The organism is Asaia sp. As-1742 (assembly GCF_011753235.1).
GTDB classification, from domain to species: Bacteria; Pseudomonadota; Alphaproteobacteria; order Acetobacterales; family Acetobacteraceae; genus Asaia; species Asaia bogorensis_B.
Genome location: NZ_VWWA01000003.1, coordinates 39732 through 63160, shown reverse-complemented (window position 1 = coordinate 63160; position 23429 = coordinate 39732). Strand labels below are relative to the sequence as shown.

Sequence of the window (23429 nt, the reverse complement as noted above, 5' to 3'; positions counted from 1 at the left end):
CGACACAGGCGTCTTGTCAGGGCGATCACGAGGCGGCAGGTAAAAGTCGCCTCCCTCTGCTTTCATCCGGATCGACCATGCGCCCGCGCCTCCTTCATCATGACTGACCGCGCGAAGCAATGGCGAAAAAAAGCCGTTCGAGCGGCGTTTCTGATTCATCGCTGGCTGGGTATTGGCCTTGGCGCGCTGATGCTTCTCTGGTGCCTGTCCGGGATGGTCATGCTCTGGAAACCCTGGCCCCAGCCAGACGAGCCGCTTGCCAGACTGGCACATGAGCCTCTGCGGTTCGATCGCCCTCCTGTGCTTCCGGATCTGCATGGTTCCTATCGGCAGTTCCGGCTGGTTATGGCCGGATCTGTCCGGGTTTTGCAGGTCATGGACGACAAGGCAGAAAGCCGGAATTACGACCTGCGCACAGGCCAGATTCTGGGCCGTGAGGATATTTATCCCGACCCTGCTGCTCTTGCGGAGGTAGCTGGCCGCTATGCTGCGCTGGAGGGCGAAACCGCCCCACCCGTTTTCAGGGGGCTGCGCCGCGTGGATCAATGGATCCTGAATACCAAGGGCCATGATGCAGGCTTCTATCGCTTTGATTTCGACAGCCCGCGCCGCACGATCCTCTATCTCTCTCCGCTGACGGGCGATGTCGTGCAGGCCACCACCCGCAAGACACGGTTCTGGTCATGGCTCGGCGCTATCCCCCACTGGCTGTATTTTTCACAACTGCGCCGTTACCCCGTCATCTGGTCTGACACACTCATCATCCTGTCAGGCCTTGGCGTCACCCTGACCACGCTTGGGCTCTGGATCGGTCTGCGCCGCTTCCGGGTCGGGCGTCGTCTTTCACCCTATCGCGGCACGCATCTCATTCATCATGCTGCCGGGTCGGTCTTCGGGCTCTTCCTCCTGTCATGGATCCTGACCGGGTTCCTCACCATGAACCCGGCGGGGCTGATGGCTCACAAGCCCTCCCCCCTCTGGATGTCCCAATGGCGCGGCACGCTGCCCGCCTCGGCACTGACGCAGACAGTTGCAGCGCTTGCCCGCGTACCCGACCGGCCGTTTCGCGACATTGTTGTCCTGCCCGGCGTGCATGGAACGAGACTTGCGGTGACAGACGCAAAGGGTACCCCACAGCGGCTGGATCTGACATTCGCGCCCTCACCCCTGACCGTGCAGGAACTGGTGGATACAATGGCCCAGACGGGCACAAGGGCTGAAGTGACGCTCTTGCAGAACGATGATGCCTATTATTTCTCGACACGTCACAAACGCCGCATCTTCCCGGTTTTTCGTCTCATCGGACAAGACAGGGCAAGACTCTATCTCGATGCTCGTACCGGCGAGGCGCTGCTACGTATCGACACATCAGAAAAGGGCTCACGCTGGGTCATCTATGGTCCCCATGATCTCGATTTCTTTTCTTGGCTCCGTCAGCCAGACGCACGGCTCTGGATCATTCTGCCCCTGCTTGGTGGTGTCAGCCTGATATGCCTGTCTGGCCTGTGGATCGGCGTGAAGCGCTGCCGGCATCGACGCCGCAGCCCGGCGAGGCTTGACCATGCAACACGTAACAGATCAGGAAGAAAACCACGCCGCCATGCAAGATCGTGATGCAAGAGAGCCAGGATGACACCCCCTTCTGCCACACAGCCTGACCGACAAGCTTATCCCCTGGGCATTTTATGTGGCGCAGGCGCAGGGGCCCTGTGGGGACTGGTTTTCCTTGCTCCTGAACTGGTGCGTCATTTCTCGCCGCTTTATCTCGCCGCCGGGCGCTACCTCGCCTACGGCCTTATTGCGCTGCTCCTGATTGGCGCGCGATTGCCCGCGCTGTGCCGGGTTCTCGCGGCTCGTGACTGGAGCACATTGTTCCGTCTCTCGTTTCTGGGGAACAGCTTCTACTATGTCATGCTGTCCATGGCCGTGCAGAAGGGCGGAATTGCCCTGACTTCCCTTGTCATAGGGTTCATGCCTGTGGCCGTAACGATTATCGGCAGTCGCGACCACGATGCCCCACCGCTGCTGAAACTCGCGCCATCGCTGTTCTTCTGCATGATCGGGGCTTTCTGCATCGGCTGGCAGGCGCTGTTTCAGGTCGATCTGTCACCGGAAATTGCGGGGCACAACCCTGTTCTCGGCCTTGCATGCGCCTGCGCTGCACTGGCCTCCTGGACCGGCTTTGCTGTCGGAAACAGTCGCGCTCTCGCGCGCCTCGATCATGTCTCAGCGCATGACTGGAACCTTCTTACGGGGATCATGACCGGCGCCCAAGCTCTTGTGCTCTTTCCTGCCGCTATCCTGAGCGACACAGCGCGGCATAGCCATCATGACTGGCTTATGTTCTGGGCGGTTTCGGCGGGAGTGGCCTTTGTCGCTTCGGTCTGTGGCAATGCCTTGTGGAACCGCATGAGCCGGTTGCTACCGCTTACCCTCACCGGGCAAATGATCCTGTTCGAAACGCTTTTTGCACTGATCTACGGGTTTGCGTGGGAGCAGCGCTTGCCACGCCCGCTGGAGATCGGCTCCTTCCTATTTATCATCGCCAGCGTCTTGTCATGTGTCGCGGCGCATCGTCGCCCCGCCCCGGAGGCCGTAACCGAACAGGCGATGTAATGCCTGTCCGGCTGACCCGTCAGGAAAATTACGGCGTACGCTCAGGCGAAGAGTGTCAGAGCTTCCTTTACGCGCTGCTCGTTCAGCGGTTTGGGCAGAAATCTGGCCCGTGCCGGAAAGGTCGCGAGCTGGGGCACACCGCGACCGCTCGTCACGATAATCTCGATGGGCGGCCAGCGATCACGCACAAGGGCCGCCAGACGTAATCCGTCCATGCTGCCAGGCATGTCCACATCGGCCAGAACGATACGGATGTCAGGTCTGGTTTCCAGAACGATCAGGGCCTGATCGGCATCCGAGGCCTCCGCCACAGCGTAACCGGCTTCCTCGACCATATCCATCAGACACATGCGCTGCAGCGGCTCGTCCTCCACAACCAGTACGGTAGGGAAACCTGACGTTTTGCCCGATATCGCGTGCGCCATCATGTCCTCATGATCTTTTCTGCATCGGCCCTGAAGCTGGCCGACAGACCTTCAGGCTCATAGCGCAGCGCAACGCCACCCGTTCCAATCAGACCAAAGGAAATAAGGCGTGAGCCAAATCCGCCACGCACGGGCTTGGCAGCAGGTGGACCGTGGCGCTCTCGCCAGTTCAATACGAGCTCGCCACCCCCGGTCTGGCAGTCGATCTCCCAATCGATCTCGATCTCGCCCTCAGGCACTGAAAGCGCCCCGTGCTTGCAGGCATTGGTCGTCATTTCGTGGATCAGAAGCGCCGTGGACATCGCGGCACGCGAGCCCAGGCGTATGACAGGCCCCGACAGGCGGCATCGCTCATCCATACTGGCATCGCGCAGGATATTGGCGATCAGATCGCCCAGATGGGCGGCGCGCTGGTCATCACCATGCAGCAGGTCATGAGCGCGCCCCAATGACTGCAGCCGTTCATAGAAGCGCGTGGCATCCTCTTTTGAGAGCGCATCACGCAGTGTCATTCGGGCAACCGCCTGTACCATTGCCAGCGTATTGCGCAGACGATGGGCAATCTCGCCATTGACCACTGCCTGCATCTCGTCGGCACGCCGCCGCGCTATGGCCACCTCCAGACGGTCTGCCGCGTTATGCAGCCAGTGAATTTCATCCGCACCCCACTCATGCGGATGAGAGAAATGCACCAGCATGAGCGCTACGTTACGACCATCCTCACGCACCGGAATATTGATCACGCCGCGCGCATTAAGGGCCAGCCAGCCAGCACTCTCGTCAGCCGTACGCGGATCGGTCAGGATATCGTTGATCACAAGCGCTTCGCCGGCGAGAAGCGTCTCGCGCAGTCTGCCGTAATCATCAAAGCGATAACGCCCCTTGATAGAAGGCATCCCCTCTACCGCCCATCCCTCACTGACAGTCAGGGTTTCGATGTCGTGGTCGAGCTCGCCATAGGTGGCACGGTCGGCATCGAGAGCCTCACCGATAACCGCCATGGCCCGGCATATCATGACGTCGACGTCACGTTCGTCCCGTAACACGTCCCCGAGCGCGATGAGGCCGGTCTGACGCTTGTCAGCCGCGACCTGAGCGGTAATTTCACGAAAGGTGAGCGAAAAGAAGTCCTGCCCCACCGGGTAGAACGTGCCCTCGAACCAGCGACGCAACAGGCGCACTTCCTGCACGAAAGACACGGGACGGTTTTCATCGACTGCCTGCGCCGCAAGGGAAATCCAGCGCGGCTCGACCCCCGGGAAGATATCGCGACATGTCCTGTTGATGGCATCGGCTGCCGCAATGCCAAGATGGCGCTCCCAGGCCGGGTTGACCTCCTGATATCGCCAGTCAAACACCTGCCCTGCCTCATCACGCATGATTTGGGCGAGAATATAGCCCTCGTTCATGGTCTGGATGAGGCTGCGCCAATGCATCTGTGCCCGATCATGGGCCAGGCTCTGACGACGCAGTTCCAGCAGGTCGACCACCAGACGCGCCAGCTTTTCGAGCGCCGCGCGCTGCACATCGGACAGCCCCCCTGGCTTCGGCGCCGGGTCGAACACCGCCAGCGCTCCGATTGTGCCAAACGGGGTCCGCAGAGGTACGCCCGCGTAAAACCGGAGATGGGGCGCCTCGACCACGAGCGGGTTGCGATCAGTGCGGGGATCAAGCCGGAGATCCTCGATCTCGATGATAGAGTCCGTGCTGACCACCATGCCGCAAATGGCATGATCAAGATCAGTCTGGCACAGGCCGATGCCCTGACGGGCCTTGAACCACTGGCGATCCCTGTCGATCAGACTCACGACGCCGGAGCGGGTTTCGCAGATCTGGCTGGCGAGCGCGACCAGATCATCATAGCCACGCTCAGGTGGCGTATCGAGAATGTCATAGGCACGCAGCCCATGCGGTGTCGCCATCTCATCAACCATACCGGGTTCCATGCACCTCAGGTCCGGAATGCCCGCAGGATCAGTCCGGCTTACGGCCTCAAGCTTGTGCGACAACTCAACTCAGCGGATAGGTTCGACCATACGGTGTTACATGCCCGATGGACAACCATTGTTTGTTTACGTTTTGGCCTCGCTTGCCTCCCACCCGTGATCAGCCATTGTGGATGCGATCGCGCCCCGCGTTCTTGGCTTCATAGAGCAGCAGATCAGCACGTTTCATAAGTGTCTTGATGGTATCACCAGCTTCAAAGCGGGTCAGCCCTGCGCTGAAGGTGACCAACCCGGTAGACCGTGAGATTTCCCAATCGGTCTTTTCATGAAAAGCCTCACGCACACTGTCGAGACGAGCTATGGCCGTATCCAATGTCTGGGCAGGCAGAAGAATGCCGAACTCCTCCCCACCGATACGGGCCACCATGTCAGCCGGATGCGTATGGGTCGCGAGCACGTGGGCGACCTGACGCAGAACCTGATCCCCCGTCTGATGGGAATAGGTGTCATTGATCGCCTTGAAATGATCGATATCGACAATCGCCAGACAGAAATCAGGGCCACCGGCATTGGCCCCTGTCAGCATTTTCTCGACCGCCTCGTCGAAGGCGCGACGGTTGTAAACTCCGGTCAGGGCATCCTCACGCGCCTGACGGGCAGTCAGGTCGATCTGGATTTCCAGACGCGCCAGCAGGGCATCTTTTTCCCGCGTCTGCGCCTCAAGATCCTTGGTGCGAGACCGGATGATGCGCGACAGACGGTTTGCCTCCGCCCGGTAACTCCAGACAATCCCCCAGTACGAAAACGCGATGACAATGCAGAGCACAACAGCACAGAGAACCCAGAACTGGCGCCGCTGCCACCATTTCGGGTCGATCACAAACCGGACCAGCGTGACGGCACGAGGCCAGACCTGCCCTGGATGCGCGGCCGACGTTGTAAGCGTATAGCTGCCGGGGGGAAGCGATGTCAGTTCGAGCGTGCGCGAACGTCCTGTTGTCGTCCAGGCGCTCCCTGCGCCGGTGATCGTGGTACGGAACAGGATCTCGTCAGGCGCAATATAACTTGGCGCTGTATAGCGTATGGTCAGATTGTGCCTTGAGGGCACATGCAGCACGTCACCCTTGCGCAGATTATGAATATCGCGCCCATCCAGAGCCACGCCATCAAGTGCGACAGGGGGCGGCGGTGGCTTGACCAGAAACTTGTCGAAACTGTTCGTATCGGTTCGGGCAAGACCAATGGCGGTTGCGATCCAGAGCGTGCCGTCATGCGTAAGCGCTGCGCCTGGTTGTGCGCTTCCGCTGGCCTGACTGCTGCTGAGCCCATTGGTCTCATCAAGCTGGATATAGCTCAGGGTCTTGCGCCCGCCATCGGCTACGGCCTCAAGATCAGCCAGCGCGATACGAAAAAGGCCGCGATTGCTGGTGATCCAGAGATAGCCCCTGTTATCCCTGATCAAGGTAAACACCGAGTCTACCGGCAGCCCGGCATCACGCCCGATATGGGTCAGCTTCCCCTGCCGATAGCGGTAGAGCCCGCGATCGGTAGTCAGCCAGAGATCATTGCCAATGGATGCAAAGCCGAAGATCGTATGGGCCCCATCAACCCCGCTGAAGCGTATGGTTCTGGTCTTGCCATCGCGTATCACACGCACACCATCCAGCGTGCCCACCCAAAGCGTGTCGTCCTGAACCTTTATGGAAGTGATGAGACCACTGGGTGCCTTTGAAGCCCCGTACCGCTCGACTCTGTCATCCGCAGCCAGCCTGAACAATCCACGCTGCGTTCCGATGATCAGATTATGATCACGGTCGAATGCCAAAGCGCGCACATTGCCCGCGGGAAGACCGTTCTGCGTGTCAAGATGGCGTATGGTCCCATCAGGCGCTATGGCAAACAGGCCATCTGCATAGGTACCAAGCCAGACCGTGCCATCGTTATTCTCGGCGCTCGACAGGACTTCCGGCTGATGCCCCGAGCGCGTCGGGAGATACATGGTCTCGGGTGAATCATTATGGATAAGGCGCGAGACACCGCCATCCGTACCGATCCATAACCCCCCGGTATGATCCTCCATGACGGTGCGAACAAAATCACCCGACAACCCGTTATGGCGGCGCAGACTGCTGAAAGGGGTTTCCTGCAGCCGGAACAGTCCGGCGTTGGTGCCAACCCAGATCGACCCCTCTGTATCCTCGGCCAGAGACAGGATACGCCCGCCCGTTGGGTCGAGCGTATCGGGCATGACCTCAACCCTGTCCCCGCTGAGCCGCAGCAACCCGTGATCCTCGGTGCCAACCCATAGCGAGCCATGCCGGTCCTGAAGCAATGCGGTAACCCGTCCCTTATCCCTCAGATCGTAGGCCAGACGGGGCTTGTTGTCGGCGATGGAAAATATGCGGCTGTCCGAGACAATCCAGAATGTGCCGTCCGGCGCATGATAGGGCCATGACAGCCCATGCGGCAGATCCCATGACGCCGGAGGCTGGCGCACATGGCCTTCCTTGTCGCGTATGATGATACCGCTATAGGTGCCGAGCCACAGCGAATCCGAGGCATCAAACGCCATGTTGCGATAGATGCTCGAGAGCGGCTCGTTATGCCCCGGCGTCAGGTAATGAAACCTGCCGGAATGGGACATGGTGCCCAGACCATGATTTTCATAAAGCATCCAGACATCGTCGTGCCTGTCCACTTTCATCGACTGGACGATTGTCGAGGGCGCACTGGCCTCATGCGGCCAGAAATGCCAGCTGCCATCACTGTCATGACGACCGACATCACCACGTGAATCGCTGAACCACATATCGCCTGCGGCATCGAGCGCGAGAGCGCCGATCCCGTTATCGGGCAGGGCCGGATCACTGCCGCGGTTCTGCACGTGAAAGTCCAGCCCGTCATAGGAGACGAGACCCTCCCATGTCGCAAACCACATGCGACCATCAGGTGTCTGAACGATGTCGCGTATGGAATTCTGCGGCAGTCCGTCCTGCGTGGTCCAATGCTTGATGGCGTAATTGCCGAGTGATGAGACATCATCAACCGATGCCGCATGAGCCGAAAAGGCAGGCGCGGCGAGCATTGCCAGACTGCACAACCCGGCCCGAATCTCGCTCACCCGGGAAACTCGATCGCACCTGCGTGCTGGAGAGGCTGGTTTGTACGGGACCTCAGGCAAGACACGAACACCCGCATGGACCGGGCCATGAGGGCAATTCCTTACATCGGGTCATTCTGTCTGTCTGGTCTTCGGGCTTCGTCATCTGTCACGTTCATCATGCGGGCAGAGTACGATTCTTATAGCCTTGCCCCTGCCTGGGGAAAAGCAGCGCCGCCATCCTGTGACCCGACGTGGCCTTTTCGCAACGCCGGGCGGGATGCTGCCGCAAAAGAGTACACGGCCGTTCGTTAAACGCGGCTGTTAGCCTGGACCTAACATTATGAGATGTCGGTCCATCATTTCCCTCTGGAAGAATGAGCGTTTGCAGCCAGATCATGATGATCATCACAGCTTTGAATAATCATCTTGATCGGCAAGATTGTTACATCGGATGAATTGGGTCATGCTCGCTTGAGTAAGATGAATGAATCAAGGTCACTTGGCATCTGTCTGTATCCGTATGTGATTTACGGAAATTCAGGAATTGCTCCGGGGGGCCGATGGCTCCTGCGGAAGAGACAGGTAACGGTTTGGGGGAAGCAGTGGACTCGTCAAATTTCGGTTTTCTGGCTTCGCATGACCAACAGCTGACGATTCTCGGCGGGCTGGCTGAACGTTACTTCCCAAGCGATCCCTCGACCACTATCGTCAAGCTCCGGCAGTTTGCGGAACTTATGGCGAAACTCATCGCCGCCCACCATGCGACCTATCGCGATGCGAGGGAAACCTTCGAGGAGACCCTGCGACGCCTCTCCTATGATCGACTGATACCCAGAGAAATTGCCGATATTTTTCATGCCTTGCGCAAGGCGGGTAACAGCGCCGTTCATGAGGCGACAGGAGATCACGCTACCGCTCTCACGACACTCAAATTCGCTCGGTCGCTTGGCATCTGGTTTCATGAAACCTATGGCCGCGCCGAGAATTTCAAAGCCGGCCCTTTCATACCGCCGCGCCAGCCTGCCGATGCGACAACGGCTCTGCGGGAGGAAATCGAGCGGCTGAAACGCCTTGTCGTCGATACCGAGGACAATGCGACCCGTGCCCGTCTGGACGCCGAGGCGCACGCACAGGCGCGCGAAGCCCTCGAGATACGCTATCAACGCGAGGCAGAAGATCGTATCGCATGGGAACGCATCGCCCAGGACCTCGATACAGAAAAGGCCCAGATCGAGAGCAAGCTCGTCGCGCTTCAGGCCGAATCTGCGGCTGCGCCCCGTGCTGAGGTCGCACATCTCGTTGAGAAGGGTGAAAAAGCTGCAGCCAAGATCGACCTCGATGAAGCCGAAACACGTGCGCTCATAGACCAGCAATTGCGTGATCGGGGTTGGGATGCCAACACAGTCGATCTGCGCTACAGCAACGGTACCCGGCCTGCCAAAGGGCGCAATCTCGCCATTGCTGAGTGGCCGGTCACGAAGGGCCGCGCCGACTATGCCCTTTTTGCAGGCACCACACTGATTGGCATGGTAGAGGCAAAACGCAAACGCAAGAATGTCTCGGCGGCAATTGATCAGGCCGAACGCTACGCGGTCGACGTGCAGGACAGTGTCGACTTCACCTATGCTGGCGGCCCTTGGGGCGCATACAAGGTTCCTTATGTCTTCGCCGCCAACGGGCGCTCATACCTCAAACAGCTTGAGACAGAGAGCGGCATCTGGTTTCGCGATGTCCGTCGCTCGGCAAACCATCGACGCGCGCTGGTCGACTGGCCAACACCGCAAGGGCTCATGGGCTTACTTGAAGTGGATAAGGACGCGGCAAACGCCACCCTCGAGGCGCAGCCTTTCATATTTGGCTTTCCCCTGCGCCATTATCAGGAAAGCGCCATACGCGCTGTCGAGGCCGCGCTGTCTGCCGAACAACGGTCGATTCTCGTGGCTATGGCAACCGGCACGGGTAAGACCAAGCTTTCCATAGCCATGCTTTACCGCCTGCTATCCGCCAAACGCTTCCAGCGCATCTGCTTTGTGGTCGATCGCAGCGCGCTCGGAGATCAAACGGCAGGGGAGTTCTCGACCACGAAAGTCGTATCCGGCAAGACATTTGCCGAAATTTTCGGCCTCAAAGGCCTGAAGGATGTCACGCCAGATACGGAAACCAAGGTTCATATCTGCACCATTCAGGGATTGGTCAAACGCGTTCTATTTTCCGCCGATGGATCGTCCATCCCTCCGATTGACCAATATGATCTGATGGTGATCGACGAATGCCATCGCGGCTATCTGCTCGACCGGGAGATGTCCGATGCTGAGCTGAGTTTTCGCGGGCAGGAAGACTATATCTCCAAATATCGCCGCGTGCTGGACTATTTCGATGCGGTCAAGATCGGCCTCACGGCCACGCCCGCCCTTCATACCACCGATATTTTCGGCGCGCCGGTCTTTACCTATTCCTACCGTGAGGCGGTGGTTGACGGGTTTCTGATCGACCATGAGCCGCCAATACGCATCGAAACGGCCCTCGCGCAGTCAGGCATCACGTTCGCAAAAGACGAGGCGCTCGAACTGCTCAACACCAGGACAGGCGAAATCGATCTGGCGCATGCGCCGGATGAACTCAACTTCGAGGTCGAGGCTTTCAACCGTCAGGTCATCACACCGGAATTCAATCGGGTCATTGCAGAAGAACTGGCGCGCCATATCGACCCCGCCCTCCCTGGCAAGACGCTGATCTTTGCTGCGACAGACGCTCACGCGGATATGGTCGTCAGCGCCATCAAGAAAGCCTTTGCCGACCATTATGGTGAGATCGATGATAGCGCGGTTAAGAAACTGACGGGCAGCGTGGACAAGGTTGGCACCCTAATACGCTCCTTCCGCAATGATGCCGATCCCAAGATTGTCGTGACGGTCGATTTGCTTACCACCGGCATCGACGTGCCCAAAATCACCAATCTCGTCTTTCTACGCCGGGTGAACAGCCGTATTCTCTATGAGCAGATGATTGGTCGGGCCACGCGCCAGTGCCCCGAAATCGGCAAGGACGTCTTCCGTATCTTCGACGCCGTTGATCTGTATCCCCACCTCCAGAACATGACCGACATGAAACCTGTCGTGGTCAATCCGTCCATCAGCTTCACGCAACTCGTGCAGGAAATGACGACGGCCCAGAATAACACCCAGCGCGACGCCATACGCGATCAGCTTGCCGTCAAACTGCGTCGCAGGCTCAAGAAACTGACCGAAGCGGCACGGCAGAAATTCGAGGCCGTAGCAGGCGAAACGCCAGAAGATACATTGCAACGCCTGATGGATGACAACGCCCCGACATTTGCCGGCTGGCTGCAAGATCGCGCTGCCATTGGCCCCGTTCTCGACTGGCAGGCCGATGGCAATCGCCAGAATTTTCTACCCGTCTCGCATCATGCCGATCACATCGTCGATGTATCGCGCGGCTATGGCGACGCCGCAAAGCCCGAGGATTTTCTCGAAAGTTTTGCCACGTTCGTGCGCGACAACCTCAACACCCTCTCTGCGCTGAAACTGGTCGTGCAGCGCCCGCGCGACCTGACGCGCGCCGACCTGAAGGCGCTACGCCTCGCGCTGGACGCCAGGGGATTTTCCGACGCGAATTTGCGTCGTGCCTGGTCCGACGCACGCAATGAGGAAATTGCCGCCTCCATCATTGGCTTTATTCGCCAGGCGGCCCTTGGGGATGCGCTTGTCCCCTATGAAACCCGTGTGCATGACGCCATGCGCACGATCCTGGCCAGCCGTACATGGAGCGACCCGCAAAAACTGTGGCTCAGGCGCATCGGTGATCAGATCCTGCGGGAAATCGTGGTAGATCGTGCCGCCATCGACAGGGAGCCGTTCAGTTCTGATGGCGGCTTCAAGCGCCTCAACAAGGTCTTTGAGGGGGAGCTGGAAAACCTCCTGGGCAAGATCAATGAAGAATTGTGGAAGAAGACTGCATAAATGAGCACCACCACCGATATCGTCGCCAAGCTCTGGAGCCTGTGCAACGTCCTGCGTGATGATGGCGTCACCTATAATGAATATGTGACGGAGCTGACCTATCTGCTCTTTCTCAAGATGCTGGAAGAAACCGGCCATGAAGAGCGCCTGCCGGAAGGCTGGCGCTGGAGCCTGCTCGCCAGGCGTGAGGGCCTGGAGCAGCTCGATTATTACAAGGCCATGCTGCTCGCACTCGGCAAGGCACAGGATTCACTGGTCAGTGCCATTTTCATTGATGCGCAGACCCGCCTGCGCAAGCCAACCAACCTCAAGGCCCTGACCACTTCGCTCGATCAGCTCGACTGGTTCTCCGCCCGTGAAGAAGGCTTGGGTACACTCTATGAGGGCCTGCTGGAAAAGAACGCCGCCGACAAGAAATCCGGCGCCGGGCAGTATTTCACCCCACGCCCGCTGATCGATTGTATCGTGCGCCTGATGCAGCCCCATCCCGGCGAGATCATCCAGGACCCGGCTGGTGGAACGGCAGGGTTTCTTGTCGCCGCTGATCACTACATCAAGCAGCATAAGGGGGGGATTTACGCCCTCGACGAGAAGGAAGCCCATTTCCAGCGTCACAACGCCTATACAGGGGCGGAGCTGGTGCCCGATACCCACCGCCTGAGCCTGATGAATCTGCTGCTTCACGGCATTGAGGGCGGCATGGTCAATATCGACACGCTCTCACCCGATGGCGAGGCCCTGCCAAAAGCCGATCTCATCCTTTCCAATCCGCCCTTTGGCACCAAGAAGGGCGGCGGACGCCCGACGCGCTCTGACTTCTCCATCACGGCCGATACGTCCAACAAGCAGCTTGCCTTTGTGGAACATATCGTCCGGGCCCTGAAACCCGGTGGCCGTGCCGCCGTGGTCATTCCCGATAACGTGCTGTTTGAGGACAATACCGGCCGCCGCCTGCGCAGCTGGGTGATGGAGCTTTGCGATCTGCACACCATCCTGCGGCTGCCAACCGGCATTTTCTACGCGCAGGGTGTCAAGACGAACGTGCTGTTCTTCACCCGTGGCAAAAGTGACAAGGGCAATACAAAGGCTGTGTGGGTGTATGACATGCGCGCCAATATGCCCGCCTTCGGCAAGACACGCCCCCTGACCGTGGCGGATTTTGCCGATTTCGAGGCGGCTTATGGCGATGACCCCTACGGCAAGGCCCTGAGGCAGGATCAGGGCGAGGACAGCCGCTGGCGCAAATTCACCCGCGCCGCCATCGCGGAACGCAACGATAATCTCGACATAAGCTGGCTGCGTGACACCGAGACCGAAGCTGAAGAATCCCTGACCGAACCCGAAGACATCGCCGCCGCGATCATCGGACATCTCAAGGCTGCGCTGGAGGAGATCGAGATACTGTCTGAGGAACTGGAGCCGGATAGTGTGGATGAAGCGGCTTCGGTTGTGGAGACTGCGGAATGAATGATTTGCCAGAGGGTTGGACAAGTACCACGCTTGCGGAGGTCGGTCGATGGGGTAGCGGCGGAACACCAAAAGCCTCAGAACCATCTTACTACGGCGGTTCCATCCCTTGGATACGGAGTGGCGATTTACAAGATGGACCTATTGTAAAGCACATAATGACGATTACCAATCATGGCTTGGAAAATAGTCCGGCGAAATGGGTGAGCAATGGTGTCATTCTCATCGCAATGTATGGCGCAACTATAGGTAAGCTAGGTATCACGACTTATCCGGTAACAACGAACCAAGCGGTGGCCTTTATTAAACCTCACGCGTCAATAGGCGTTGAATACTTATTCCATAATTTGCGCGCCAGAAAGGCCGAGTTTGTTGCTCTTGGTCAAGGAGGAGCACAGCCTAACATCAGCCAAGAAATTTTAAAATCACAGATATTCACACTTCCTCCCCTTCCCGAACAACGGCGGATCGTGGCGAAGATCGACAGCCTTACCGGCAAATCCAGACGCGCCCGCGACCATCTCGACCACATCCCCCGCCTCGTCGAGAAATACAAACAAGCCATCCTCGCCGCCGCCTTCCGCGGCGACCTGACGCGGGAATGGCGCCAAAATAATGGACAGATAGCGCCGTCACTGCATCAATATGTTGCAGTTGATAAATGCCGAATAAACATACGAAAGGCACGACAGCGAAAATCTGCTGCAATTACGCCTAGTCAGGCACTACCGAGCAAGTGGTGTTGGTTGTCGACAGATCAAATTGCAGATGATTCGCTTTATTCAATAGGTATTGGACCGTTTGGCAGCAACCTCGTACGATCGGATTATAGGGAAACAGGTATCCGGCTGGTATTTGTGAGAGATATCCGACGCCAGAATTTCGAAAGCAGCAACGCTCATCATGTGACACTGGAAAAGGCAGAGTCACTTGCTCCCCATTCGGTTCTCCCGGGTGATGTCTTAATAACCAAGATGGGTGATCCACCGGGTGATACTGCTCTTTACCCACAGGACGCATCGCCAGCAATTATTACATCTGACTGTATAAAAATCCGTCCCCACGCGAAGCTAAGCATACCTGCTTATATCATGTATTGTATCCGGGCTGATCTCGTGAAGTCTCAGCTTCATGAGATCACGAAAGGAGTTGCGCAGCAGAAGGTCAACCTTGATGGCTTTCGTCAAATTGCGCTGCCAATCCCGCCTCTGGAAGAACAGGAAGAGATCGTCCGTCGCGTCGAAACGGCCTTCGCATGGATCGACCGTCTCGCCGCCGAGGCAACGAGTGCCCGCAAGCTGATCGACCATCTCGATCAGGCGGTATTGGCCAAAGCCTTCCGGGGCGAGCTGGTGCCGCAGGACCCGAATGACGAACCCGCCAGCGTGCTGCTCGACCGCATACGGGCGGAGCGCGAAACCGCGCCGAGGGCCAAACGCGGACGAAAGAAGACGGCCTGAGCCTATGACCATTCCGACCTATCAGGAGGTGATGCTTCCCGTGCTGCGTCTCGCCGCCACAGGCGAACAGCGTGTGGCCGAGGCCGCCGAGCATATCGCCAACCAGCTCGGCCTGAGCACGGAAGAACGTGAGGAACTGCTCCCGAGCGGCAATCAACGCGTACTCCATAACCGCATCCACTGGGCAAAATTCTATATGGGCAAGGCGGGGCTGATCGCCTCGCCCAAACGCGGGCGGTTTGTCACCACCGAGGCCGGCAAAGCCTTGCTGCACACCAATCCCGCGCAGCTTGGTGTTCAGGAATTGAAAGCCTATCAGAGCTTCAATGATTTTTACGACAAGCCGAAGCCTGTGGAGGGTGAAACCAGCATCCCCGCCCCCGCAGACGCCGCGCCGCCCTCAATCGAAACCGCCACACCGGAAGAGCAGATAGAGGCCGCATACCAAGCCATGCAGTCAGCCCTGCGGGCGGAACTGCTAGAACGCATCGTCCAGAACACGCCGGCGTTTTTCGAGCACCTCATTGTCGATCTGCTGATTGCCATGGGCTATGGCGGCTCACAAAGAAGCGCTGCCACAAATCTTGGACGTTCGGGCGATGGCGGTGTGGATGGTGTCATCAACGAAGACAAGCTGGGTCTGGACCGGGTATATGTTCAGGCCAAACGCTACGCCGATACGACAATTGGCCGACCCGATGTGCAAGCCTTTGTGGGCAGTCTGGTCGGACATGGCGCGACCAAGGGCGTGTTTGTCACGACATCGAGTTTCAGCGCTCAGGCGAGAGACTATGTCAGACATCTGAATCAGCGTGTCATTCTGATTGATGGCGACAGGCTGACCGACCTGATGATCGAATATGGCGTGGGCGTGCGCATCAACCGACAGATTGCGTTCAAGCGCGTGGATGAGGATTTCTTTGCCGAGGAGTGATCCTGCCAGGTCCGCCCGACAAGTCCGCGCCCGGTGATAGTGCAAAGACATTTCACCCATCACAGGGCGCGAATCGTCGGCGGTCGGATGAATGAATGTATAGGAAAAAACATCAAATCCGTGAAACGACGAAGATCGTCTCGATCACGGCTTCGCGTGGGCGGCTGATGTAAACGTTTTGGCAAGCTGCCCATCGTGCGGGCAAACCATCTGCAAGCTTTGCAAACCAGAGCGCGCTCAAACCCTTGGAAAATGGCGCGCCCTGCTGGATTCGAACCAGCGACCCACAGCTTAGAAGGCTGTTGCTCTATCCAACTGAGCTAAGGGCGCGTATCGCCATACCCTTGGTGGTGGTGGTCGGGGCGCCCGGACTCGAACCGGGGGCCTCTTGTACCCAAAACAAGCGCGCTACCAGGCTGCGCCACGCCCCGAACGCGCGGACCCTACCGCAACTCGCGGCAGGGTGAAAGGTGCACTCTCGAAAAAACTGAAGAATTATCCGAGGTTACGCCCAGAAGTTGCGCGCCCAAGTTAGGTGCCCAGTTCAGGCGCCCAGGTTGCGGGCCAGGGGCGGCACGAAGAGCGGCGCCGTGTCCCACGGGAAGAGCACCCAGGTATCCTGCGCCACTTCCATGACATACTGATCGGTATGCGGCTTACCGTTGGGCTTGGCGTAAAGGCAGGCAAAATGCGCCTTGGGCAGCACATCGCGCACGACCTTGGCGGTTTCACCGGAATCCACCAGATCATCGATCACCAGAAAGCCCTCACCGTCACCGGCGGCAATCGGGGCTTTCACGACGCGAGGTTCCTTCTGGTCCTGTGCGCTCTCGCCCGAATAGCTGATGACCGAGATGGATTCGACAAGACGGCAATCGAGCTCACGCGCGATAATGGCCGCCGGGATAAGCCCGCCCCTTGTCACGGCCACGATGCCCTTGAATTCGCCGCGCGCCATCAGGGCCGAGGCGAGGGTACGGGCATCGCGGTGCAGCTGGTCCCAGGTGACGGTTGCGTAGTTGGTAGCCATCAGAACAGTTTTCCTCCATCTGGCACCCGGTGGTCCGGGCAGATCAGCACCATGTCGCCGGAGCGATCAGGCATGCCGAGCGCCAGCACTTGATTGACGGTCGTGTTTTGCAGTTGCGGGTTAACCACAGCGCAAACCTGCCTGCCAACCAGCTGCGGTGCCTTGTAGTTTCTTGCCAAGGTCATTGTGGCACGACGGACACCCAGATGGGCGCCGAAATCGATCCAGAGCAGCGTCTTGCCCCCCTCTTCCTGCGCCGAGGCGATCGTCCCGACACGTATATCAGGCTGAACGGTCCCAGCCTGCACCGGGGCCGGAGACGATTCGGGGGCAATGTCGCTGTCTGAAGTCATGCGGCGGAACCTGCCTGCGCAACCCGTGAAATGCAATCGCGCAATCACCATGCTGCGCGGGCATTCTGACGCTTGCTATGGGGCAAAAACCTGCGCGAAGGTGTGCTGCCGATTCTCATACACAACATTGCTGGATTGCGGGCGCTGTCTATAGTGATTGCGCCATGCCAGAGCCCCTTTCTCCCGACGCTTCGCCCCCTCCTCCCTCCGACGCGCTGCGCGATATCATCGGGCTCAGGCCCTTTCTCGCCGGTCGCACGCTCTCTGCCCTGTCTGCACAGGTGCTTGCCGTGACGGTTGCCTGGCAAACTTATGCCCTGACCCATAGCGTCACGGCGCTTGGCCTTATCGGTCTCGCCCAGTTCCTGCCCATGCTCGCACTGGTATTCATCTCGGGACACGTAGCCGATCGCTATAATCGCAAGCGTATCGTGCAGATATGTCAGGCGATCGAGGTGTGCGGTGCACTTCTCATGGCCTTCGCCACCATGACGGGCCAGCTGGCGCCTTGGGCGCTCTATGCACTCGTCGCGTGTTTCGGAGCACTTCGGTCCTTCGAGGGGCCCTGCCAGCAGACCTTTCTGCCTTCAATCGCCACTCCGGCACAGTTCCCTCGGGCGGCGGCGCTGTCATCCTCCCTGTTCCAGACAGCCTCGATCATTGGCCCGTCTCTGGGTGGCTTGCTGTACGGCATGGGCGCGGATTTCTGTTACCTGACCTGCGCCTGTGGTTTTGCCGTTGCGCTGGTCTCGACCTCTTTGCTCAGGCTGAAACCCTATGTGGGCAATCGTTCGCCCATGAGCCTCGAATCGCTGTTCGGCGGTATTGCCTTCCTCAAGCGTCGCCGCGACCTGCTGGGGGCAATCTCGCTCGATCTGTTCGCGGTGCTGCTGGGTGGGGCAACAGCCATGTTGCCTGTCTATGCCGATGATGTTCTGCATCTTGGCCCCATAGGGCTGGGCATACTTCGGGCTTCACCGGCTGTGGGGGCGCTCATGGGCTCGCTGGTGCTCGCCCGCTACCCGCTCAAATCTCATGCTGGCCCCATCATGTTTGCCTCTGTCGGTATTTTCGGCATCGCCACGATTGTGTTTGGCGTCTCGCATTCCCTCACCCTCTCCGTCCTCTCCCTGGCCGTGCTGGGCGCTGCCGACGTGGTGAGTGTAGTGGTGCGTGGCGCCCTCACGCAGCTTGCCACGCCCGATGGCATGCGGGGCCGTGTTTCTGCCGTGAACATGCTGTTTATCGGCTCGAGCAATCAGCTGGGTGAATTCGAGAGCGGTATGCTGGCGACAGCCATCGGCACTGAAGCCGCAGTTGTGGCAGGCGGCATTGGCACGCTTGTCGTCGCGGGGCTCTGGATCAGGATGTTCCCGCGCCTGTGGGCGCTGGATCGCCTTGATACGATCACGACGGATGAAACATGAATTCTGAAGGAAAAATGCCTGGCTCCCGAAGTAGGACTCGAACCTACGACCCAGCGATTAACAGTCGCTTGCTCTACCAACTGAGCTATTCGGGACCGGCGAGGCACTATCTAGCGAAAGCTTTTCATGGGGTAAACCCCCCTTTGTCATTTTTTTTGCATATGGAGTTTTTCTTCTGATGGCAGCGCCCTCCCGCCGACTTGTTCTCATGGGTGCAGGCGGCATCATTCTCGCTACAGTCCTGCAATCACGGCATGTTTTCCATCATCGCACACAGATCGCGACAGACGGAAAACCGAGGCGCGTACGCCTCGCCTGGCCCGAATCCGATTATGATCCCCTGCTCTGGCTGTGCCAGCAGGGGCTTTTCGGTCGCTATAATCTGCAGGTCGATATCGTCGAGGTTGGCGGCGGAAATAGTGCCATCGATGCCGTGCAGAACGGTCGCGCCGATGCCGCGCTGAGCCCCCTGCTCGACTGGCTGCCCGCGCTTTATCAGGATGACGCCGAAGATCTGCCGGCGAAACTGGCCTGCGGCGTCAGAGGCGGCAGCTACCGGCTTCTGGTGCGGCGCGACCTGAAGCTGCACAAGGTGGCTGACCTCGCTGGAAAGAAGATTGGTGTCATGAGCCTTGAGGGTGCAGACCGCCGATTCGTCAGCATCCAGCTTCGTAGACGTGGGCTGCATCCAACCGATTCGGTCCATTGGGTCGCGATTCCTGCAGACGACATGGCCGATGCCCTGCGCGCAGGGGAGCTGGATGCCGTCGCCGTGCATGACCCGATGGGATGGCGAATCCTCCAACAGACCCAGGGTGTCAGCTGGAACATGCTCGACAGCATGACGGGGGCTGAACGCGAAAGAATCGATCTTACGCTCGGTATCGCAACCAAGGCTCTGGCTCAGGACCCCGGCCTCGCTGCCGCCCTCACCGCCGCGCTCAGCGATGCCCAGCACGAATTCCCCGCGCATCGCGACGAGCTGGCGTTGCTATGGGACAAGGACAAGGACGCACCGGACGATGCGAAGGGCATGCTGGATCGCGAAATCACCAGCCATCCGGTCACAGGGCATCCGCTTCGTGTGCAGGTCGAGCAATATGTGGACGAACTCAAGCTGCTCGGCCTGATGCAGGACGCCGATAACGCGACCGACATCGCCCATCGTATCTGCCTGCCCGTCTGATGCGGGGTTTTCGCAAGGCTTGGATGCGCGGGGGAACGCCCCGCTATGCCCGACAGCGTTGTGACCCGGCGAAAGCCCGAGACATCGGGCGGTTGCTTGTCTGAACGGGACGAGAAAAAGAGATTTAACAGAGACATGTATCGGCCAGCGATGGCCGGGGCCATCAGCTCCGCTCGATAGCCTCGCGCCCTGCTGTGGCAAGCTGGTCCACGCGTTCATTGTTGACGTTGCCGCTATGACCGCGCACCCAGAGCCAGGTCACATGGTGGCGCTTTTCCGCTTCCAGGATACGCTGCCACAGATCCATGTTCTTGACGGGATCACCCGCCGCATTGCGCCAGTTGCGCCTTACCCAGCCGGTATGCCAGCGCGTGATGCCATTACGCAGATACTCGCTGTCGGTATGGAGCGTCACATGACAGGGGCGGTTGAGCGCCTCAAGCGCCTCGGCCGCTGCCGTGAGTTCCATGCGGTTATTGGTGGTCTCGGGTTCACCACCCGAAAGCTCACGCTCATGCCCATTGGCACAGAGCAATGCGCCCCAGCCTCCCGGTCCCGGATTGGGGCGGCAGCCCCCATCGGTCCAGATCTCGACGTGCGGCGCGCCCTCGGGGAGCGGTGGCTTGGCTGCCTCAGACATGGAGCAACCCCTTCGCATTCTCGCGCCAGGCTCGAAGCCTGTGATGATAGGCCAGCGGGTCCTTGCGTGTGACGATCGCATCCGCTGGCGTGTTGATCCAGTCATAGAGTCGGGTCAGCAGGAAACGAATGGCAGCCCCCTGAACGAGCGCTGGCATAGCCGCCTTTTCCTCAGCCGCGAGCGGCCGCACGGATTGATAGCCCCCCATCATCCCGGCAATGAGCGCAGGCGAGGCCGTCTGCTCGTCAGGAAAGCACCAGGCATTGAGACAGATCGCCAGATCATAGGCATAGAGATCAGTGCAGGCGAAATAGAAATCGATCAGCCCGGAGACGTTCCCGCCCTCAAAAAACACGTTGTCCGGGAAGAGATCCGCATGGATCTGCCCCTGCGGCAGGGTCCCTTCCTGCGGCCAAGCTTTCAGCACATCGGCAATGGCCAGCTGAAGCTCTTCAGTCAGGCCCGGATACAGGCTGTCGCCTGCGCCGTGGCAGGAATCGAGCAATGGCTGCCAGGCCTGCGGGCCAAGACTGTTTTCACGACGCGCCCGAAAGCCGTCCCCCAGCAGATGCAACCGCGCCAGCGCCTGACCCAGAGAGAAGCACGCTCCCGCTGTGATCGTGGCGATCGGTCGGCCGGTAAGAAAGGTCGTGATGGCTGCCGGACGATCCATGAGGCGCCGCAGGGCAACGCCGTCACGCGCAATCACCGGGGTCGGGCATTTGAGGCCACGACGGGCAAGATGCTGCATCAGGCCAAGAAACCAGGGCAGTTCGGCCTCATTCACCCGCTTTTCATACAGGGTGAGGATCGCGCGCCCGGCTTCGGTCTCGATCAGATAATTGGTGTTCTCGACACCTTCGGCGATTCCGTCCACGCTCTTGAGCGGACCGAGATCGTATTCCGCCAGAAACGCCTCAAGCGTCTCCGGCGGGATGGTTGTATAGACCGCCATCGATTCAGGCGGACAGAAAAGCGTTCATGCGTGTTCCGCCAGATTTCAGACGGGTTCGCCGAGCGGGCTGGGCAGACGGAACGCCACGTTTTCCTTCTTCACGATACGCTCCTCGATATCGAGCTTGTAGCGCGTGGAGAGGGCATCGACCATTTCCTGAACCAGCGATTCAGGTGCCGAGGCCCCTGCCGTGATCCCGACCGTGGAAACACCTTCGAGCACGCTCCAGTCGAGCGCAGCCAGCTTGGGCACCAGAAGCGCACGCTTGGCGCCCGAGCGCTCGGCCACTTCACGCAGGCGCTGCGAATTCGACGAGTTAGGAGAACCAATTACGATCACCAGATCACTCTCCGGCGCAATAGCCTTCACGGCTTCCTGACGATTTGTGGTGGCGTAGCAGATATCTTCCTTCTTCGGCCCTTCGATGAGCGGGAAACGCTCACGCAGGATCGCGACGATCTCTGATGTATCATCCACCGAAAGCGTCGTCTGGGTGATGAAGGCAAGACGCGTCGGGTCAGCGGGCTGGACGGTACGGGCTTCTTCCGCATCGTTGATGAGCGTCACTGCACCGTTGGGCAGCTGGCCCATCGTGCCGACCACTTCAGGATGGCCTGCATGGCCGATCATGAGGATATGACGGGCGTCAGGACCACCACCGGCAAAATGGCGTTCGGCTTCACGATGCACTTTCGAGACCAGCGGGCAGGTCGCATCCAAATAGAGCAGGTTGCGACGCTGTGCCTCGGCCGGCACCGATTTCGGCACGCCATGCGCCGAAAACACGACATGGCCATCCGCAGGGACCTCGTCGAGCTCCTCGACGAAGATCGCTCCCTGCTCCTCGAGATTCTCGACGACAGTACGGTTATGCACGATCTCGTGACGGACATAGACAGGGGCGCCATAACGGCGGATGGCTTCTTCCACCACGCGGATGGCCCGGTCCACGCCAGCACAGAAGCCACGCGGCCCGGCCAGAAGAACGCGAAGCGTTTGTGCCCCGGACGCCTGCTCCGAGGTCTCTTGCGGGCGTGAAGTGGTCAAGGTGTCGGGCATGGTGTTCCCCAATCTCACGGCAGGCGGTATATGCGAACAAGCCCCATGGCAGCACGCATGTCAGATGATGCAACGCTTCGCGATATGGGCTCGCATATGGGAGCTACGCAACCCGTTGCCAGTATGCAAGCCCATGATTGATGTGAGCCCGTGATTGCATGATCATTTGGCGTTGTGTCGCCACCATACCATACCGGGCTCGGTTTCCGCACCGGTGAATAGACGAGAGCCTTGTTCATGACCAGATATGCCCGCCAGTTCCTTCCTCTTCTCGCCATACTCGGCACGGGCACAGCCCTCACAGCGTGCGATCAGGATGATCAGAGCGCCTTCGCCCCGGTCTGCCCTCCTGTCGAAATCCTGAGTTCGGCAGCCGATTACTATCAGTATGACGGCCATGGACTGGACGCAGGCAGCCTCGTGACCCATGCGGCCATGAGCGCTCTGACCGGCAATTGTGAAGGTGCGCCTAAGAAAACCGTTCGCTCACGCCTCAGCCTGGGCATTACGGTCGAGCGCGGCCCAGCCTCTGATGGCAAGGATATCGTCCTGCCCTATTTCGTGGCCGTGATGCGCGACGGCAAGATCATCGACAAGAAGAAATTCGAGGTTCCCGTCTCGTTTGCCGGCAACCAGTCCACCGTTTCGCTGCGTACGCCGGTACGCATCATCGATGTGCCTGCCTCGCCCGATCTGCAGCTGACCAACTACTCCCTGAAGATCGGCTTCCAGCTCAGCCGCGAGCAGCTCGACTACAACCAGACCCATTTGCGCCCGGCAACGTTTACTGCCCACACGAACTAAACCACACAAACTTCTAGTGTTTTTATAGAAACACTTTGTATTTT

General features: G+C 59.1%; 17 protein-coding genes and 3 tRNA genes. 9 read left to right on the top strand and 11 right to left on the bottom strand.

Annotated features, from left to right (window positions below; all coding sequences use genetic code 11):
• Window positions 1-99: 99 nt before the first annotated feature.
• Both F3J08_RS05280 and F3J08_RS05275 read left to right on the top strand, forming a co-directional pair.
• Window positions 100-1614: a PepSY domain-containing protein gene (locus F3J08_RS05280; protein WP_166928726.1), complete on the top strand. Its 1515-nt coding sequence runs from the start codon at window positions 100-102 to the stop codon at window positions 1612-1614.
• A gap of 15 nt (window positions 1615-1629) precedes the next feature.
• Window positions 1630-2616 carry a DMT family transporter gene (locus tag F3J08_RS05275; protein WP_166928725.1) on the top strand — a complete coding sequence of 329 codons (987 nt, stop codon included), beginning with the start codon at window positions 1630-1632 and terminating at the stop codon, window positions 2614-2616.
• Window positions 2617-2657: 41 nt separating this feature from the next.
• Here the strand turns inward: F3J08_RS05275 and F3J08_RS05270 are convergent, their stop codons facing one another.
• The 3 genes from F3J08_RS05270 to F3J08_RS05260 all read right to left on the bottom strand — a co-directional run bounded on the left by F3J08_RS05270 (window position 2658) and on the right by F3J08_RS05260 (window position 8108).
• On the bottom strand, window positions 2658-3044 hold the full coding sequence (locus F3J08_RS05270) for a response regulator (protein WP_197669055.1): 387 nt from the start codon (window positions 3042-3044) through the stop codon (window positions 2658-2660).
• A complete protein-coding gene (locus F3J08_RS05265) occupies window positions 3041-4975 on the bottom strand; it encodes a GAF domain-containing protein (RefSeq protein ID WP_205206748.1) in 1935 nt (644 codons plus the stop codon). Before F3J08_RS05265 ends, F3J08_RS05270 begins: the two co-directional genes overlap by 4 nt.
• 172 nt (window positions 4976-5147) lie before the next feature.
• On the bottom strand, window positions 5148-8108 hold the full coding sequence (locus F3J08_RS05260) for a ligand-binding sensor domain-containing diguanylate cyclase (protein WP_166928724.1): 2961 nt from the start codon (window positions 8106-8108) through the stop codon (window positions 5148-5150).
• A 542-nt stretch (window positions 8109-8650) separates the two neighbouring features.
• Between F3J08_RS05260 and hsdR the strand changes: the two genes are divergently transcribed.
• The 4 genes from hsdR to F3J08_RS05240 are packed head-to-tail and all read left to right on the top strand — an operon-like array spanning window position 8651 to window position 15931.
• Window positions 8651-12070 carry a type I restriction-modification system endonuclease gene (hsdR, locus tag F3J08_RS05255; RefSeq protein ID WP_166928723.1) on the top strand — a complete coding sequence of 1140 codons (3420 nt, stop codon included), beginning with the start codon at window positions 8651-8653 and terminating at the stop codon, window positions 12068-12070.
• Complete coding sequence (locus tag F3J08_RS05250) at window positions 12071-13537, top strand: N-6 DNA methylase (protein WP_166928722.1); 1467 nt, start codon at window positions 12071-12073, stop codon at window positions 13535-13537. It begins immediately after the preceding gene.
• Window positions 13534-14997 (top strand): restriction endonuclease subunit S, encoded by a 1464-nt coding sequence (locus F3J08_RS05245; RefSeq protein WP_166928721.1) that lies wholly within the window; start codon window positions 13534-13536, stop codon window positions 14995-14997. Before F3J08_RS05250 ends, F3J08_RS05245 begins: the two co-directional genes overlap by 4 nt.
• Window positions 14998-15001: 4 nt before the next feature.
• Entirely contained in the window at window positions 15002-15931 is a 930-nt protein-coding gene (locus F3J08_RS05240) for a restriction endonuclease (protein WP_166928720.1), read from the top strand.
• A 253-nt stretch (window positions 15932-16184) separates the two neighbouring features.
• Here the strand turns inward: F3J08_RS05240 and F3J08_RS05235 are convergent.
• From F3J08_RS05235 to F3J08_RS05220, 4 genes are all read right to left on the bottom strand, one after another.
• Window positions 16185-16261 (bottom strand) — tRNA-Arg (locus tag F3J08_RS05235).
• 24 nt (window positions 16262-16285) lie between these two features.
• Window positions 16286-16362: transfer RNA gene (locus F3J08_RS05230), tRNA-Pro, on the bottom strand.
• 113 nt (window positions 16363-16475) lie between these two features.
• Entirely contained in the window at window positions 16476-16961 is a 486-nt protein-coding gene (gpt, locus tag F3J08_RS05225; RefSeq protein ID WP_023978602.1) for a xanthine phosphoribosyltransferase, read from the bottom strand.
• Window positions 16961-17314: a tRNA-binding protein gene (locus F3J08_RS05220; RefSeq protein WP_205206746.1), complete on the bottom strand. Its 354-nt coding sequence runs from the start codon at window positions 17312-17314 to the stop codon at window positions 16961-16963. Before F3J08_RS05220 ends, gpt begins: the two co-directional genes overlap by 1 nt.
• Window positions 17315-17478: 164 nt before the next feature.
• Between F3J08_RS05220 and F3J08_RS05215 the strand changes: the two genes are divergently transcribed.
• Window positions 17479-18741, top strand: coding sequence for an MFS transporter (locus F3J08_RS05215; protein WP_166928719.1), 1263 nt, complete (start codon window positions 17479-17481; stop codon window positions 18739-18741).
• A 19-nt stretch (window positions 18742-18760) separates the two neighbouring features.
• Here the strand turns inward: F3J08_RS05215 and F3J08_RS05210 are convergent.
• Window positions 18761-18836, bottom strand: a tRNA-Asn gene (locus F3J08_RS05210).
• A gap of 83 nt (window positions 18837-18919) precedes the next feature.
• Between F3J08_RS05210 and F3J08_RS05205 the strand changes: the two genes are divergently transcribed.
• Window positions 18920-19927, top strand: coding sequence for an ABC transporter substrate-binding protein (locus F3J08_RS05205; protein WP_122039264.1), 1008 nt, complete (start codon window positions 18920-18922; stop codon window positions 19925-19927).
• 163 nt (window positions 19928-20090) lie between these two features.
• Here the strand turns inward: F3J08_RS05205 and rnhA are convergent, their stop codons facing one another.
• The 3 genes from rnhA to ispH are packed head-to-tail and all read right to left on the bottom strand — an operon-like array spanning window position 20091 to window position 22581.
• On the bottom strand, window positions 20091-20567 hold the full coding sequence (rnhA, locus tag F3J08_RS05200; RefSeq protein WP_122049377.1) for a ribonuclease HI: 477 nt from the start codon (window positions 20565-20567) through the stop codon (window positions 20091-20093).
• Window positions 20560-21522: a homoserine kinase gene (gene thrB / locus F3J08_RS05195; RefSeq protein WP_166928718.1), complete on the bottom strand. Its 963-nt coding sequence runs from the start codon at window positions 21520-21522 to the stop codon at window positions 20560-20562. Before thrB ends, rnhA begins: the two co-directional genes overlap by 8 nt.
• A 45-nt stretch (window positions 21523-21567) precedes the next feature.
• Window positions 21568-22581: a 4-hydroxy-3-methylbut-2-enyl diphosphate reductase gene (gene ispH / locus F3J08_RS05190; RefSeq protein WP_023978608.1), complete on the bottom strand. Its 1014-nt coding sequence runs from the start codon at window positions 22579-22581 to the stop codon at window positions 21568-21570.
• Between the two features lie 237 nt (window positions 22582-22818).
• On the opposite strand from ispH, the gene F3J08_RS05185 reads away from it, so the two are divergent.
• Window positions 22819-23385 (top strand): hypothetical protein, encoded by a 567-nt coding sequence (locus tag F3J08_RS05185; RefSeq protein ID WP_166928717.1) that lies wholly within the window; start codon window positions 22819-22821, stop codon window positions 23383-23385.
• Window positions 23386-23429: the final 44 nt, after the last annotated feature.